This is a genomic window from Vibrio sp. 1401 (assembly GCF_033340295.1).
The window spans coordinates 17,845-32,239 of record NZ_JAWOWF010000055.1 but is presented as its reverse complement, the minus strand read 5'-3'; the positions used below and the strand labels follow the sequence as shown (position 1 = coordinate 32,239).

Sequence of the window (14,395 nt, the reverse complement as noted above, 5' to 3'; positions counted from 1 at the left end):
TTTAAAATACAAAACGCCCGATGAAGTACATCGAGCGTTTTAGTTAAAAAGTGTCAACCCATATCAGGACGGGTCAAATCTACTTTCTGTGTCCGTAATTCTACGTAATGCTGAACACGTAGCTTGTTGAAGAGCAGTTATAGCGCTTCTCCAAAGACTAAAAAGCAAAGCTGTTCATATTCTTCGGTGTTACCAGCAAAAAGAGAGTCAACAATTTGCTCTTCCTTCTTCCCCGACAGTTTCATTTTTCTTGCTTCACGTAGTGTTAGTACCAAGCAAAGCTCTTTAGAAATATTCATGTCACAGCCAGGAGTCCACTGATTGATGGCTCTTGTTAACGTTGAGTGCGCTAGTTTAGGAGACAGCGTCAATACTTCATGTCTTACTACTGTCAGTAGATCGGTTTGCAGATCCGAGCGTTCGGCTGTTGTTGCTAGCTTCTCGACGAGCGCTTTTAGTAGCGGTGAAGGCTTCACAAAGCCCGCCTGTTGTGAGAACTCGTCATTTAAACGCACAGAAAAATCACAACGATATACACGAGAATTAGGTAAAAAGGTGAGGGAGCTCAAACATCCTTGAGGAATCCAAAAATATTGGCCTGGTTCAATGGCATACTCCTGCTTACCCAATTTAATGACGGCTAACCCTTCGATGACAGATAGTAGACTGTGCTTCAGTGCTTTTTTACGCGCAGCTACATCAAGAAAGGGGTATTTAGCGTCGTGAAATTCAATTGCGTAGTTCATTATGAGTACCAGTGTTTTTTGGCGCTAAGGGTAACGTTAAACCCATACGATTCCAACCTGCTGAGAGAATTTTTTAGCATGATAAATGGTGGCTTAACTGGTATGACCATGTTAAAAGTATGGGTTGAAATGCTGCTTGTCAGCAAAACTATGCGTAAAATGTGCCAGCTTTTTTTGATATGTAATGAACAATGACAGCCAATACCGATCCTTATATTGAAATTCGTCCTTACAACGACGAAGAAATTCCAGCAGCGCTGGATCGTCTAATCCAAGATGATGAATTTATCACTGCTATCCTAGAACATCGCTTTGCTAATAAAGCAGCGTGGTTCAAAACGCTAATGAGCCCGATCCTGCGTATCTACCTGAAAGCTAAGTGGAGCAAGCTTGATTCTGTCGAAGCAATTCAGATTGAAGTGAAGAAGTATCTGAAAGATACATTGAATAAGACAACGGATGGCGTCACTTTTTCTGGTTTGGATAAGCTGGATAAAAACACGTCATACCTATTCGTTTCTAACCACCGTGATATTGCGATGGACCCTGCGCTCGTAAATTATGGCTTGTACCAAAGTGGGCACCGTACAGTTCGTATAGCGATTGGCGATAACCTGCTGAAGAAGCCATGTGCGACAGAATTGATGCGACTCAATAAGAGCTTCATCGTTAAGCGCTCTGCTAAAGCGCCTAGAGAAATGATGAAAGCATTGGGACAATTGTCAAGCTATATCAAACATTCGCTTGATACTGGCAATTCAATTTGGATTGCCCAAAAGGAAGGTCGTGCTAAAGATGGAAACGACTTTACTGATCCTGCGATTTTAAAAATGTTCCATGTTGAAGGTCGTAAACAAAAGATCAGCTTTGGTGAGTACACGCGTTCTCTGAAAATCGTTCCAGTCTCGATTGCCTATGAAAATGATCCATGTGACATTGCCAAAGCAAAAGAGCTGTACGAAAAAGCAGAAAATGGCCGCTATGAAAAAGGCGAATTTGAAGATATCGAAAGTATCATTCAAGGTATCGTTGGCTATAAAGGCCGTGTACATGTTGCGTTTGGTGATGTGATTGAGCAAGAGTTTGAAACGCCGGAATCTCTTGCTGGTGAAATCGACCGCCAAATTCACAACAACTACAAGTTGTACCCAATCAACTTGTTAGCTGCTGGGCATGAAGATTCGAGCATCATTACGGAAGCGGTTAAGCGTCATCTCGCGGATAAGTTGGATCAGCTACCTGAAGGCGCAAGACCTTATTTGGTGGCGAGCTATGCTAATCCTGTGAATAACCAAGAGTAATCTTCGTCACTGAACTCGTTGATTCAGAATGCCTTAAAGCCTCGGTCTGCCGGGGCTTTTGTTTATCTGCTCTTTAAGGTGCGACGGCACCACCAAGGGTTAAATTGCTGGGCCATTTTGTGATCCTGTTACCACCTAAATAGATATTCCCTTTCACCGTCATTGTGTCTGGAAATACTTTCAGCGCTGATCCTCCAATATAGAGATTACCATCAACCACCAATCCTTCAGGAAGATCAGAAATGGGAGTGCGAATAACACTTAGATCACCTTTTACTCGAAGTTTAGCTGGAAGCGCTTTTAACGGTGTATCTGTCAGATTTAGGTAACCGCCTAGTTTGATGCCTTTAGGCCAGTTTTCGATCTTACTACCTAGTAGGTTTGCATAGCCTTTTATCTTTGTTCCTGAGCGAATAACTTTGAGTGCGCTGTTAGTTGCTTCCAGACTGCCTTCAACATCAAGCCCTTTAGGCAAGGTTTTGATAGGGGTTTGTGAGATGTTTAAGTTGCCCTTTACCACTAGGCCAGAGGGTAGTTGGGTGTAAGGCTTGTTTCTAAGATCAAGATTGCCGTAATTATCGATGTGACCAAACTTAGAATAGTAATCTAGCTCATATGCCAAAGGAGATGAGCAGAGTAGGATTGAAGTAAGGCATAGGGAAACAAAACGCATAGTCAAAGAGTTAGTTAAATACCGAGATCAACAGGTGCTTATCTTATACTTAAATAAACCTATTATGCATTTTTTGCTCACAGTTTTTGATTCATAACTTAAATATTCAAATTAGAGATGCACGCTAAAAGTGTGCGCTTCTTTACTGCGCTAAGTAACTTCAAGCTTACTAAAATGAGATAAATTAAATGATTGAATGTGAAGCAGACCCAAGTGTAGAGGTGAGAAAAATATCAGTAGATATTTGAATAATATGAGATTCTTCCAAGAACTTCACAAAGGTCCTTGTTAGTATTATTGAGGTTTGAGGGAGATTTTCATGAAGTTAAAAAGTGTATCTATTTTTACCGCTGGTGTTATTGCAGTACTGCTGTCGGGTTCCGTTTTTGCTAAATCATACAGTACACCAGAAAACAAAGCGCTAATAGTTGCTGACGGTAAGGTAGGTCAGCGTATTTGTTACTACGATGATAAAGCCTACACCACAGGGGCCGTGATTAATGTTGAAGGCGTATTACTGATGTGTATCGCTGAGAACGATTTTGAAACCAATGGCTCGTTAAAGTGGGTCGTGTTCAAAAAAGATAAATAAACGCGCCGAAGTTGTCTGTTTCATTTAGAGCGGTTTAAGATTAAGAGATTGGAAAAATAAAAAGCGAGCATCATGCTCGCTTTTTTCATTAACGCGCGAGTGAGCGAGTTTTTAATTCAAAGATAAGTTTTTCAGCACTTACTTCAAATTTGAATCGAGCCGTCGCTTGGTTCGATTCTTCGGTTATTTCTGAAACATTGTATTCAACATCAGCACATACTGATTTAGCGAGCTCGATGTATTTTTGTAGTTCAGACTCTAGCTCTGTTTTTGTCTGTGCGAAAACCGTTACGTCGGCAACTTCGTCACCCTCTTTGATGATAAAGCCAATCTCGCCAGCACAGCCGCAGGCCTCACATACTTGGTTTTTTTCTAATTCGACACTCATAACGAATCCTCTTGTAAATACTAAGGGTATTCTATCAGGTATTTGATCTGTATCTACAAAAATGACGACTTTTGCGTAAAAAAGGAACAGAATAGGCACTTGTTAAGTAAGGGTTAAAGATTGGATTACTAAATCATCAAGAACGTTAATGTGATATATATCAACATTTAAAATCAATTAACGAACATAGTGACGAGATTTTGCTCAGTCCAGTTGAACTAATGGTTAATTTATAAGACTATTTCTTGATTGATTATTTTTAATAATTATCATTCTTGGTCTTTGAATAGTTTCGATGAATAATTGGCGCAAGGTTTTGATGAGACTAACTTTTCGCCTTATTTTGAGTAGCATGTATTGACAAAAACATAACTGAAAATTACACATTACGCAGTGTAAAGACGTTATGGTTTGGAACTCGACATGATATTAAATAGTCGCAATACATATACCCAAAGCGCTTTCAAGTGCAGCGCTTAGCAACCTGATTTCTAGGTTTTCGCTAATCGAACCGCATCGGCGAGCCGGGTATAATGCTAAGAATGATTTCATTCTGGCCTCATTTAATAGTGAGTTAGATGGATTTACAAAGAGAAGAGCTTAAAATATGCCAAAGCGTAGTAAAGAAGATACCGAAATCACTATCCAAAAGATCATGGATGCCGTTATTGATCAGCTACTCAGATTAGGTTACGACAAAATGTCGTACACGACGCTAAGCCAGCAGACAGGTATATCGCGTACCGGTATTAGCCACCACTTCCCTAAGAAAACGGACTTCACCGCCGCACTGGATGGCCGTATCTTTAAAATGTTTATTGAACACTTAGAGTTTGATAAAGGATTAAATGCATTTTCACAAAGTTGGATTAAAGCGCTGGAAGATGCTGAGTTTCTCGCGATTTTACGACTGCTATTCCATCACATTGTCACCGCTGAAAATGCGCAAGAATTTGCTGCTAATGGTATTGACCGCTTATACAAAATGGTTGAAAGCCAGTTTGGTGCGGGTGGTGACAAAGAGCTTGAGTGGTTGATTGGTCGATCATTGATCCAAATGAGCAAGTAATAGCCTTTAAAGCACCAAATTCTGCCACTATCAAAGCAAAGGCCCGCAATTCTCATATTGCGGGCCTTTGTCGTATCAAAGTGTTTTAGAGACGGCTTAGAGGAGATACGCTTTATGCTGCGGCATGCACTTGAGGGAAGTCTAGCGTCGGATGTTTTGTCACAATAGATCGATAGCCATAAACTTGCTCAATGCGCTCTGACGTTAGTGCATTCCATGGCGTGTCATCACAAACTAGTTTCCCGTTATGCAAGAGTACAAGGCGGTCTGCGTACTGAGAGGCTAGATTCAAGTCATGTAACACCACAACCACCGCTGCGTTTTGTGCTTTTGCCGTTTCACGAGCAATCTTTAACGTGTTGTGTTGGTGGGCGAGATCCAACGCTGAGGTAGGTTCATCAAGCATTAAGATTCGTTTTTCGCCAGATTGATGTAGTTGTGTCATCACTCGTGCTAGATGCAGTCGTTGCTTTTCTCCACCAGATAAAGACGGGTACAGGCTTTCTGCTAAATGCAATACGTCGGTTTGTTCCATGTAATGTAAAGCCAGTTTAGTGGTTTCTTTATTGGACAGTGATAGCGGTATTGCCCCCAGCTCTACTACTTCTCTGGCTAGAAATGGGAAGGTTAAGGTGCTGTGCTGCGGGAGCATTGCAATATGTTTGGCGCTTTTTTCAGGCTCCCAATCATGCTTTTGTTTACCGAAGTAGGTGATGTGATGATTCGAAGAGATCTCACCGCATAGAAGCTTGAGTAAAGTACTTTTACCTGCGCCATTGGGGCCGAGTAGGGCGGTCACTTCACCAGCTCGGATATCAATGTTGATGTCATCGAGCACCACACGGTTGCCATACGTCATCGAAATGTTTTTCCCCGATAAAACGATCTGGTTCATTACAAAATCTTCCCTTTTTGCTGGAACAATAAGTAGATGAAAAAGGGCGCGCCAATCAATGCGGTCACGATTCCAACTGGTAATTCAGCTGGTGCCACGGCAACACGAGCAAACATATCTGCGGCAGTAAGAAGCAGTGCTCCCATTAAGGCAGATATTGGTAATAGCGTTCGATGGTCAGGCCCAGCGAGCATGCGCCCTAAGTGAGGAATCACGAGCCCAATAAATCCAATTGCACCACTGATGCTCACCGTAATACCAACACCCAGTGCAGAAAGTAAAATAAGCTGACGTTTGAGTTTTTGAACCGGAACTCCTAAGTGTCTTGCTTCTGATTCCCCTAACAACAGAGCATTCAGCGCCATCGACTTCTTCTGAAACCAGAGCAATAGGATGACGAGTGTTATAGCAGATAGAGCAATCCCTGACCAATTTGCACCAGCTAATGAGCCCATCGACCAAAGCGTCAAATCTCGCAGCATCTGATCATCTGCGATAAAGTTCATGTAGCCAATCGCAGCCCCCGAGAGCGCGCTGATGGCAACGCCGGCTAACAACATAATTGTAACTGAGGTACCAAACTTACTTGTGCCGAGTTTATAAACGAGAATAGTCGTTAGTGCACCGCCAAGGAAAGCAAAAAGAGGCAGAGCCGCTAAGTTCATTAGTTGCGGATAGTTTTGGCTAAATTCAGCAAATACAACAATAGCGAATGCACCACCAAGAGCAGCGCCAGCAGACACACCAATGATACCAGGCTCGGCTAATGGGTTACGGAACAAGCCCTGCATAACCACACCACAAATTGCCAAAATGGCGCCGATGAACATACACAAAATGGTGCGAGGCAATCGGATTTCGTTAATGACCAACTGAATGTGAGGAGCGAGATCAGAACTGCCTCCCGTTAGGCTACGCAAACTGTCAGCAAAGCTAATGTTCATTGGGCCAACGGTAATAGAGGCGATAGCAATAAATGCTAAAAATCCACTAAGCACTGATAACGTCGTTGAAAGGGGGATGCGTCTTAACAACATGTCATGTCTCTATGGGTAAAGCAGTGCATTCAAGCGTTTAGCTTCTGCAAGGCTTTTAAGGCCCAAACCACCTACCAGAGCATGGCCATCAATCGTTATGATGTCTTTGTTCTTTCCAGCGGGTGTTGCAGCAAGAAGCGGCATTGCTTTTAAAATTGCATCGGCACCACCCAACGTTTCATAGCTGCGACCACTAACAATAATCACGTCAGGCTGCATCTCTACCATCGCTTCTGTGGATAGAGGCTTGTAAGACGAGAGTTGTGTAGCGGCTGGGTTTTGTCCGCCGGCGAGTTGAATAATTGCATCGGGTGTCGTTTGTGAGCCCGCAACATTTGCAGGTCGCCCTTCATGGATCAGCAGAAAGAGCACTTTCTTTTTCTTTGCTTGATTAGGCTGGTTTGCATTGAGTGCTTGTACTTGCGCCTGGACATCTTGCTTTAAGCTTTCAGCTTGAGCCTTGCGAGCCATAAGGTTCGCAATTTGATCAATACGTTGATAAAGGCCCTCGACATTTGCATCAGTATTAACAATTTCTACATCTACGCCAGCCGATTTCAATTGGCTCAATGTTGTTTTCGGCCCCATCTCATCAGAACCAATGACTTTTGTCGGACGTAAGGCGAGCAACCCCTCCGCTGAAAGACGACGATGGTAGCCCACTTTAGGCAGTTCCATCCCTTTTGGTAATTGACTGGTGACGTCGATAGCAACCAAGCTATCTTTAGCGTCGAGTTCAAGCAAGAGTTCAGTGACGGCGCTGCCTGCGCTAACAACGCGCTCTGAGGATGGCGTTGCATTGGCAAAAAGTTGACTACTCGCAAGTAGGGAAATAGCTGCCGTGACAACAGCATGAATAGTGATGCGTGTGTTCTTCATTTTGAAAGGATCTCTATCTTACTTATTTTTATGATGGCTCTTCAGTGAGTAACTGAGTTGCTTGAATTCCGTTTTCTTGTAAAAAGCCGAGAAGTTGTACTAGCGACTGAATATTCGCGGTTTTTTCTGCTCCAATTACAATCGGTTTATCGCTTGACTTACTCTCTTCTAACAGCGCGAGGGTAAAGTTGTCCCAATCGATATATGTCTTGCCGTTAATAGCCCAGTAAGGCTCGTCTTTAAGAATATTTACCGTGATGGATTGCTTATCGACATCTGCAACAGCCTGAGATTCTGTGCTCGGTAAATTGACGTCTAATGAATCGAGTTTGACCGCTGCGGTTAACATCAGGAAAACCATGACGATAAAAATAATGTCTAACAGCGGTGTTAAATCGGGGGTTAAACCGTTACGACTATTATCTTGTGGTGTTTTAATCATTTAGTTGCTGCCTCAATCTTCTCAGAAGAGCGCAGTGTTACTTTTGAGTGGTCTGGCGAGACATGCTGTAACGAGATACCTTCAAGCCATAAGTTGACGTAGTTTAAAGTGTGCTCAAGCTTGGCGATTACACGATCCGCCCACAAACCAATGATCTGCGCTCCTGAAATGGCAGGAAGTGCGATAATGAGACCCGCGGCAGTGGTGCGCATAGCAAGACCTAGGCCGTCAGCCAAATCATTCGGAGTGATATTCCCCGTTGAAACCGCGATGCCTTTAAACATGTCAATTAAGCCAAGTACCGTACCAAGCAAGCCAATTAAAGGGCTGATGACGCCAATCAGCGTCAGCAAACGAAGGCCGGAATGCAACTGATGGCGTTTTTCTTGCAGCCAAATACCTGCGGCATCTTCTCTTAAAGATTTCGAGAAAGAATGATGAGCAAGCAACATCGCAACACCACGGTACAGAAGCGGCCGCTTATTCGACAACTCTTCAGCAAGTGCTTCAAGTTCGCTCCCATTTGTTGGGTCTAATCCTGTGAGCTTTTGGCGAATGGCTCGCTTTCCTACACCAAGGCTAATTAACACATGGAATAATCGCTCGGCGATGATCATCACGGTTAGAGCTGAGCAAATGATCAAAGGCCATGTCATCAGCCCAAATTGAGTTTGTAATTCTTGTAGTTGTTCCATTATCCATCCAACTTAAAACGAACAGGTACTTGTACTCGGTGAGCGACTTTTAGCCCACCTGAAATATGTGGTGTAAATTGCCACTGTTTGATCGCACGAAGTGCTGAGGCATCTAGCGACTCTGTGCCGGAAGACTCAATCAAAACCTGTTTAATCTGGTTACCATTCTCATCTAGCCATATCTCATACAAGGCTACACCTTCAATACCGCGTCTTTGTGCAGACCTTGGGTAACGGGGTTGTGTTGGTTGACTCACAAACGTTGGTTTGTCGACCAAGACAGGCTGAGACGTTGCCCCTTTGGATTGGCTCGCAGGTGCGGATTGTTGAGCTACCGTCTCTTTCTTCACTGGTTCCGTTTTTTTCTTTGGTTTCGCTTCGGGCTGAACCTTTTGCTTTGTTACGGTTTTGGTGGGCTCGACCGCTTTAGGTTTAGATTGTTTAACCGGTTCAGGTTTTTTCTCTACTACCTTCTTCTTAACAGCGTCTTTCTTGACGACCTGTTTTTTTACAATCTTCTTTTCTGGTTCAGGTTGGTCTTGAGGCTGCTGCTCTTTTGGTGGTGCTACATTTTCTGGTGTAGATTTTTCGACAGCTGGAGGAGCAGACACAAGATTTAGACTTACCGAACTTGCTGGGTTTCCAGCCGGCATCGCGAACACCTTTGTCTCTTGAGAAACAAAAAGAAGTGCGGCATGGATGGCAAGGGAAGCACCTCCTGCAATGACATATCTTTGTACGTTCACGGAATATCTCGGGAAACTATGAAAACTTGGGCAGATTATTACTTACAATAGAAATAAGATCAATTATCAATTGCATTATCATTACGCTCAAATTATGATTCTTGCAGAATTTTTAAGATCAGCTTCCATCCCTTACATGATGGGAGTTAAGCGAGTATATATGAGCGTCGATATCGATAAGCTTGATGAATCAGTGTTGGGCAGTGATAGTCCTGATCCATTGCGATTTGCTTTTGTTAAGAAGCATTCTGCACATGCCGGGGGAGCGAGCGTACCTGTGCCCTCGTCTCAACAACAGGCGATTTTTTCGAGTATTACGGCTAACTCAATTAAAGCGACCAATAAGCGCTGTCTTTATATTCATGTTCCGTTTTGTCGCGTTCGTTGCACTTTTTGTAACTTCTTTCAAAATGCTGCAAGTCGCACACTGGTTGATGAGTACTTTGAAGCATTAATGCAGGAGCTTAGAGAGAAAGCGGCATTACCTTGGACACAAAATGGTATTTTTCACGCCGTATATATCGGGGGCGGAACGCCAACGGATTTATCTCCAGTACAGGTTCGTGTGTTAGGCCAGGCTATCCGAGACCACTTTCCTTTGGCTGCAGACTGCGAAATCACCTTAGAAGGTCGCATCAATCGTTTTTCTGATGAGTTGTATCAAGGCGCTTTAGAGGGTGGGTTTAATCGTTTCTCTTTTGGTGTGCAAAGTTTTAATACACAAGTGCGCCGCAGCGCAAAACGTTTAGATGATAGGGAAGATGTACTCAAACGAGTGAGCGAGATCGCCAAAGAAGACAAAATTCCGGTCATTATCGATTTACTCTATGGCTTACCTTATCAAACCAAAGAAGTGTTAGAGCAAGATCTAAATGATTTCCTCTCGACTGGCGCACACGGACTGGATTTGTATCAGTTAGTGGTTGGTGGGTCAGCTCCCATGCTCAACCTCGTAGAGAAGGGAAAAATCCCGCCACCTGCGACCACACCAGAAAAAGCGGGAATGTATGAGCTCGGTGTGAACTTTATGGCCAAACACCATATGAAGCAACTTAGCGTGAACCATTGGGCAATCGATAACCGCGAGCGTAGTTTATACAATAGTTTAGCCAAGACTTATGCAGAGGTATTGCCAATTGGCTGTGGTGCTGGAGGTAATATCGGTGGCTACGGGATGATGCAACACCGCACACTAGAGACCTATATTAAAGCGGTCAAAGAAGGTCAAAGCACCATCGCGATGATGATGAAACAAAGCCCTCTAGAACCACTTTTTTCTGCACTCAAATCTGCGTTTGACCGTGGCATTGTTCAAGCAAATCAACTTCCATCATTTATGGGAGAGGACGCGTTCGGGTTTTTATTGCCTCTATTTAAAGTGTGGCAAGCGAAAGGCTTAGTACAGCTACATGAACGTAGCGCAGTCCTTACTCTTGCAGGCAGCTTCTGGGCAGTGTCATTGGCTCAAAGTTGTATTCAGGTACTCACATCAGAGATGAACGAAACCGTACCGAAAGCATCCAATAATTAATGAAAACAAATTGAACAAAAACGGAAGACACAATGGAATCAATCAAGCAACAAGTTGAAGTATTACTAGAGCAAGAACCACAATTATTGCCAGCTGCGATGGCAGAGCGTCTTGGCATTTCCGAGTTTGAGGTTGTTGCGGCTCTACCTCAGGAAATGGTGGCTATTGCACCAGGAGAGCAAGCGCAAAGCATCTTAGAAAGTTTGGTTGGTTTTGGCCCGGTGACGACCATCGTCCACTCTTTTGGTTCTATCTTCGAAGTTAAAGCGCCGTTTCCAAAAGGAAAAGTGGCGCGTGGCTATTACAATTTAATGGGTAGAGAAGGTGAACTGCACGGCCACCTTAAATTAGATAACGTTAAAAATGTCGCATTAGTCAGTAAACCGTTTATGGGTAGAGAGAGTCACTATTTTGGTTTTTTCTCAGAGTGCGGAAGCAATATTTTCAAGGTTTATTTAGGCCGTAACGAAAAGCGCGAGTTGATTGAAGAGCAAGTCACCGCATTTCGCGCCCTACAAGCCGAATTAAAAAAGTAATCACAAACATAATCGAGGCTTAACTCGAATACTAATTAGTAAAGTCAGGTATCAATATGGATCAACAAGTTAAACAAGAGCGTTTGCAAGGTCGTTTAGGGCCAGAGATCAAAGAGTTCCGTCAGGAGCGCCGTACACTTCAGCTTGCAACTGTCGATGCAGAAGGTCGCCCGAATGTAAGCTACGCGCCTTATGTCCAAAACCAGGAAGGTTATTTCGTTCTCATTTCTAAAATCGCTCGTCATGCCCGTAACCTTTTAGAAAATCCAAATGTTTCATTGATGATGATTGAAGATGAAGAGTCTTCAAAGCAGTTGTTTGCTCGTAAGCGCTTAACTTTTGATGCGGTAGCAAATGTAGTTGAGCGAGACACAGAGATGTGGCAACAAGTTGTTGGACAAATGAAAGAGCGTTTTGGTGAGATTATTGATGGTCTAAGCCAGCTAGAGGATTTCGTTTTGTTCAACTTAAAGCCAGAATCGGGGCTATTTGTTAAAGGTTTTGGTCAGGCGTATCAAGTGTCTGGTGATGATTTAGTAGATTTTGTTCACCTTCAAGAAGGTCACAAGAAAGTCGAAAGTGCCTGATTGTAAACCGATCATATGAATGTCGATCATTTGGCATAATGAACGTTTAAAGGGAGTTAGGTTATACTGACTCCCTTTTTATATTGGAACAAAAGCATGAAACCTGTAAGCAAGGAATTGAGCGAGATTTGCTATCCGTTTATTTACGAGGACAGTCCGGTTTGTGACTTTGAAATTACAGCAGATGAACTTTGTAGTCGTATTGGCCTTGTTCTCGCTATGGAGTTGGACGAGTTTAGCCGTGATATACTGACAAGAATACAGCCTAATGTTTATCATCTAAATGGTTCGGTTCGCGGAAAATTAGCGATTACAGAGACGGAAGTTGAAGAGTTAAAGGCCGATTATGCTTTGCTCAAGCAACGCATTGATGGTGGCTTCAAAGGCTTTGTTCTACCCGGAGGACACCCGGCAGCCAGTCAATTGCATTTGTGCCGTTGCCAAGCTAAAAAAACGGTACGAGCATTAGTTGCCGTTGAACATACAGGTAAGAAGCAGCCCGCACCTATTTTGTTTCGATACGCGAACTTATTAGCGAATGTACTTTACAGCCTAGCTTCTTATATTAATCATACTCATCAAGTCAAAGAGACGGAATTCGTTTCTCGTAGTTACGCGATGCCAAAGAAGTGAGCTGAGAAATTAGCGGATGTGAGCATCAGGGGTAGGACAAGCACTGCATTATATTCTCAAATCAACTCGTCCAATAAGAGTTAAGAAGTCATAGCTTTGGCTTCTAGCTCTTTTGCTCCGCGAAGCATCGCTTCGATTAGTTCTCCTGCATTGAATTTCTCAAGTGCCTCATGCGCGCCAACTTGGTGAGCTCTGTCTACACAGATTTCGCTCGATAACGATGTGTGTAAAATGCGGTATGAATGGTTCAGAGAGGAATTATTCTGAACTTCAAATGCTAACTCATAACCGTCTAATCCGGGCATTTCAATATCGCTGACCAGAATATCAATTGGGCGATGAGCCGCAGCGTCACTTTTCATCAGTTCCAATGCATCTAAACCATTTTTACAGATTTGATACCCAATATTGATGCTATCGAGTGCGTCACACAGCTGTTTACGAGCGATGGAAGAGTCATCCACCAATAGAATACTGAGTGCTTTTAGGCGTTCTCGCTCAATATCTGTCAGCATTGGTATCTTTGAATTCTCGTACTGCGGATAAATTTTGGAAAGTAGCAGTTCCACATCCAGCATTTGAACAGTTTTGTCCTCGTAGCGAGTAATTCCAGTCACGAAAATATTTTTTCCAGCGCTCGGAGGTGGCGTTTCAATAGCTTTCCAATCGCACTCAATGATCTTCTCTATACTACGAACCATAAAAGCAACCACGGTTCGCAAGCAATCTGTCACGATCAAGTAGCAGCTTTTATATTCTTCTTCACTTATAGGACGAAAGCCAACAGCCGCTGACATATCGATCACTGGTACTGTTAAGTTACGTATCGTAACGGTTCCAATGACGTGATGATGCGAGTAAGGGATCTTCGTCGTTGGCATGTATGGGACGATTTCACGGACTTTTAGCGTACCGATAGCGAAACTCTGTTGCAGGGTGAGCTTAAACATCAACATGCCCTGAGATTGATTCGCTTTGCTAACGACTTTTGCCATGAAAATAACCTTATAAATACCACCGAATTGTGTCTAATCTAATCTTATCAGACGAAGGCTTCAACCATCGGAGAGACAAATGTGAGCTTTTTAGACAATCTTTTAGAGAATAGTGATTAACTGAGCAAAACTTGTTTGTATTTTAAACTCATTATGTAGACGATTTTATATTCCTCGTGTATTTGGGCCTTTACCGCTGAGCTATTATTAAGAAATGTTTGGTCTGTTAAAAAGGATTGGGTACACTTGCGCGACCAGAATAGTGAGAGATAGATCAATGGCAAATACAGCAGCCGCATTACATATTCTTGTGAAGCACAAAGAGCAAGCGGAAGACATAATCAAGCAACTGAAAAAAGGCGCAAAGTTTCAGACATTAGCGAAGAAGTATTCAACTTGCCCGTCAGGCAAACGCGGTGGTGACCTTGGTGAATTCCGCCGTGGTCAAATGGTACCTCAATTCGACAAAGTGTGCTTTTCTGGCGAAGTGTTAACGCCGCATCTAGTTAAAACCAAGTTCGGTTGGCATGTTGTAAAGGTGCTTTACAGAACATAAGGCTTGGTATCGACCTAAACATTGTCAGATGAAACCCACAAGCATTAAATATCATCTGTACGGTCTCTTTTCACCAATCACTACCGTTATGACA

General features: G+C 43.1%; 18 protein-coding genes. 8 read left to right on the top strand and 10 right to left on the bottom strand.

Going from position 1 to position 14,395, the window contains the following annotated elements:
• Positions 1-137: 137 nt before the first annotated feature.
• Positions 138-746, bottom strand: a complete 609-nt coding sequence (locus R7Z77_RS20990; RefSeq protein ID WP_064354553.1) for a hypothetical protein — start codon at positions 744-746, stop codon at positions 138-140.
• Positions 747-937: 191 nt separating this feature from the next.
• On the opposite strand from R7Z77_RS20990, the gene R7Z77_RS20985 reads away from it, so the two are divergent.
• A complete protein-coding gene (locus tag R7Z77_RS20985) occupies positions 938-2,047 on the top strand; it encodes a 1-acyl-sn-glycerol-3-phosphate acyltransferase (RefSeq protein ID WP_005385027.1) in 1,110 nt (369 codons plus the stop codon).
• 73 nt (positions 2,048-2,120) lie between these two features.
• Here R7Z77_RS20985 and R7Z77_RS20980 read toward each other — a convergent pair whose 3' ends face one another.
• On the bottom strand, positions 2,121-2,720 hold the full coding sequence (locus R7Z77_RS20980) for a hypothetical protein (protein ID WP_005375305.1): 600 nt from the start codon (positions 2,718-2,720) through the stop codon (positions 2,121-2,123).
• A 319-nt stretch (positions 2,721-3,039) separates the two neighbouring features.
• On the opposite strand from R7Z77_RS20980, the gene R7Z77_RS20975 reads away from it, so the two are divergent.
• Positions 3,040-3,312 (top strand): YnjH family protein, encoded by a 273-nt coding sequence (locus tag R7Z77_RS20975; protein ID WP_167415898.1) that lies wholly within the window; start codon positions 3,040-3,042, stop codon positions 3,310-3,312.
• A gap of 88 nt (positions 3,313-3,400) precedes the next feature.
• Here R7Z77_RS20975 and R7Z77_RS20970 read toward each other — a convergent pair whose 3' ends face one another.
• Positions 3,401-3,700: a YfcZ/YiiS family protein gene (locus R7Z77_RS20970; RefSeq protein ID WP_005375307.1), complete on the bottom strand. Its 300-nt coding sequence runs from the start codon at positions 3,698-3,700 to the stop codon at positions 3,401-3,403.
• Between the two features lie 607 nt (positions 3,701-4,307).
• Here R7Z77_RS20970 and R7Z77_RS20965 point away from each other — a divergent pair.
• Positions 4,308-4,769 (top strand): TetR/AcrR family transcriptional regulator, encoded by a 462-nt coding sequence (locus R7Z77_RS20965; protein ID WP_005385033.1) that lies wholly within the window; start codon positions 4,308-4,310, stop codon positions 4,767-4,769.
• Between the two features lie 112 nt (positions 4,770-4,881).
• Here R7Z77_RS20965 and R7Z77_RS20960 read toward each other — a convergent pair whose 3' ends face one another.
• The 6 genes from R7Z77_RS20960 to R7Z77_RS20935 are packed head-to-tail and all read right to left on the bottom strand — an operon-like array spanning position 4,882 to position 9,463.
• Positions 4,882-5,664, bottom strand: a complete 783-nt coding sequence (locus R7Z77_RS20960; protein WP_005385036.1) for a heme ABC transporter ATP-binding protein — start codon at positions 5,662-5,664, stop codon at positions 4,882-4,884.
• Complete coding sequence (locus R7Z77_RS20955) at positions 5,664-6,701, bottom strand: FecCD family ABC transporter permease (protein WP_053350537.1); 1,038 nt, start codon at positions 6,699-6,701, stop codon at positions 5,664-5,666. The genes R7Z77_RS20960 and R7Z77_RS20955 overlap by 1 nt, the downstream gene beginning before the upstream one ends.
• A 9-nt stretch (positions 6,702-6,710) precedes the next feature.
• Positions 6,711-7,580 (bottom strand): helical backbone metal receptor, encoded by an 870-nt coding sequence (locus tag R7Z77_RS20950; protein WP_318136812.1) that lies wholly within the window; start codon positions 7,578-7,580, stop codon positions 6,711-6,713.
• A 28-nt stretch (positions 7,581-7,608) separates the two neighbouring features.
• Positions 7,609-8,022: an ExbD/TolR family protein gene (locus R7Z77_RS20945; RefSeq protein WP_053350535.1), complete on the bottom strand. Its 414-nt coding sequence runs from the start codon at positions 8,020-8,022 to the stop codon at positions 7,609-7,611.
• The gene (locus R7Z77_RS20940; RefSeq protein WP_005375324.1) at positions 8,019-8,717 is read right to left on the bottom strand and encodes a MotA/TolQ/ExbB proton channel family protein; all 699 of its coding nucleotides are present in this window, start codon (positions 8,715-8,717) and stop codon (positions 8,019-8,021) included. Before R7Z77_RS20940 ends, R7Z77_RS20945 begins: the two co-directional genes overlap by 4 nt.
• Complete coding sequence (locus tag R7Z77_RS20935; RefSeq protein WP_064354554.1) at positions 8,717-9,463, bottom strand: energy transducer TonB; 747 nt, start codon at positions 9,461-9,463, stop codon at positions 8,717-8,719. The genes R7Z77_RS20940 and R7Z77_RS20935 overlap by 1 nt, the downstream gene beginning before the upstream one ends.
• A gap of 160 nt (positions 9,464-9,623) precedes the next feature.
• Between R7Z77_RS20935 and hutW the strand changes: the two genes are divergently transcribed.
• The 4 genes from hutW (at position 9,624) to R7Z77_RS20915 (ending at position 12,750) form a co-directional block, all read left to right on the top strand.
• A complete protein-coding gene (hutW, locus tag R7Z77_RS20930; RefSeq protein WP_064354555.1) occupies positions 9,624-10,994 on the top strand; it encodes a heme anaerobic degradation radical SAM methyltransferase ChuW/HutW in 1,371 nt (456 codons plus the stop codon).
• A 32-nt stretch (positions 10,995-11,026) separates the two neighbouring features.
• On the top strand, positions 11,027-11,530 hold the full coding sequence (gene hutX / locus R7Z77_RS20925) for a heme utilization cystosolic carrier protein HutX (protein WP_005385051.1): 504 nt from the start codon (positions 11,027-11,029) through the stop codon (positions 11,528-11,530).
• Between the two features lie 56 nt (positions 11,531-11,586).
• On the top strand, positions 11,587-12,117 hold the full coding sequence (gene hutZ, locus R7Z77_RS20920) for a heme utilization protein HutZ (RefSeq protein WP_005375331.1): 531 nt from the start codon (positions 11,587-11,589) through the stop codon (positions 12,115-12,117).
• 96 nt (positions 12,118-12,213) lie between these two features.
• Positions 12,214-12,750, top strand: coding sequence for an ATP:cob(I)alamin adenosyltransferase (locus R7Z77_RS20915; protein ID WP_042521559.1), 537 nt, complete (start codon positions 12,214-12,216; stop codon positions 12,748-12,750).
• An 80-nt stretch (positions 12,751-12,830) separates the two neighbouring features.
• On the opposite strand, the gene R7Z77_RS20910 is transcribed toward R7Z77_RS20915, so the two are convergent.
• On the bottom strand, positions 12,831-13,745 hold the full coding sequence (locus R7Z77_RS20910) for a chemotaxis protein (protein ID WP_005385059.1): 915 nt from the start codon (positions 13,743-13,745) through the stop codon (positions 12,831-12,833).
• Positions 13,746-13,959: 214 nt separating this feature from the next.
• Here R7Z77_RS20910 and ppiC point away from each other — a divergent pair, with 214 nt between their 5' ends.
• Positions 13,960-14,301 (top strand): peptidylprolyl isomerase PpiC, encoded by a 342-nt coding sequence (gene ppiC, locus R7Z77_RS20905; RefSeq protein ID WP_080276970.1) that lies wholly within the window; start codon positions 13,960-13,962, stop codon positions 14,299-14,301.
• Positions 14,302-14,395: the final 94 nt, after the last annotated feature.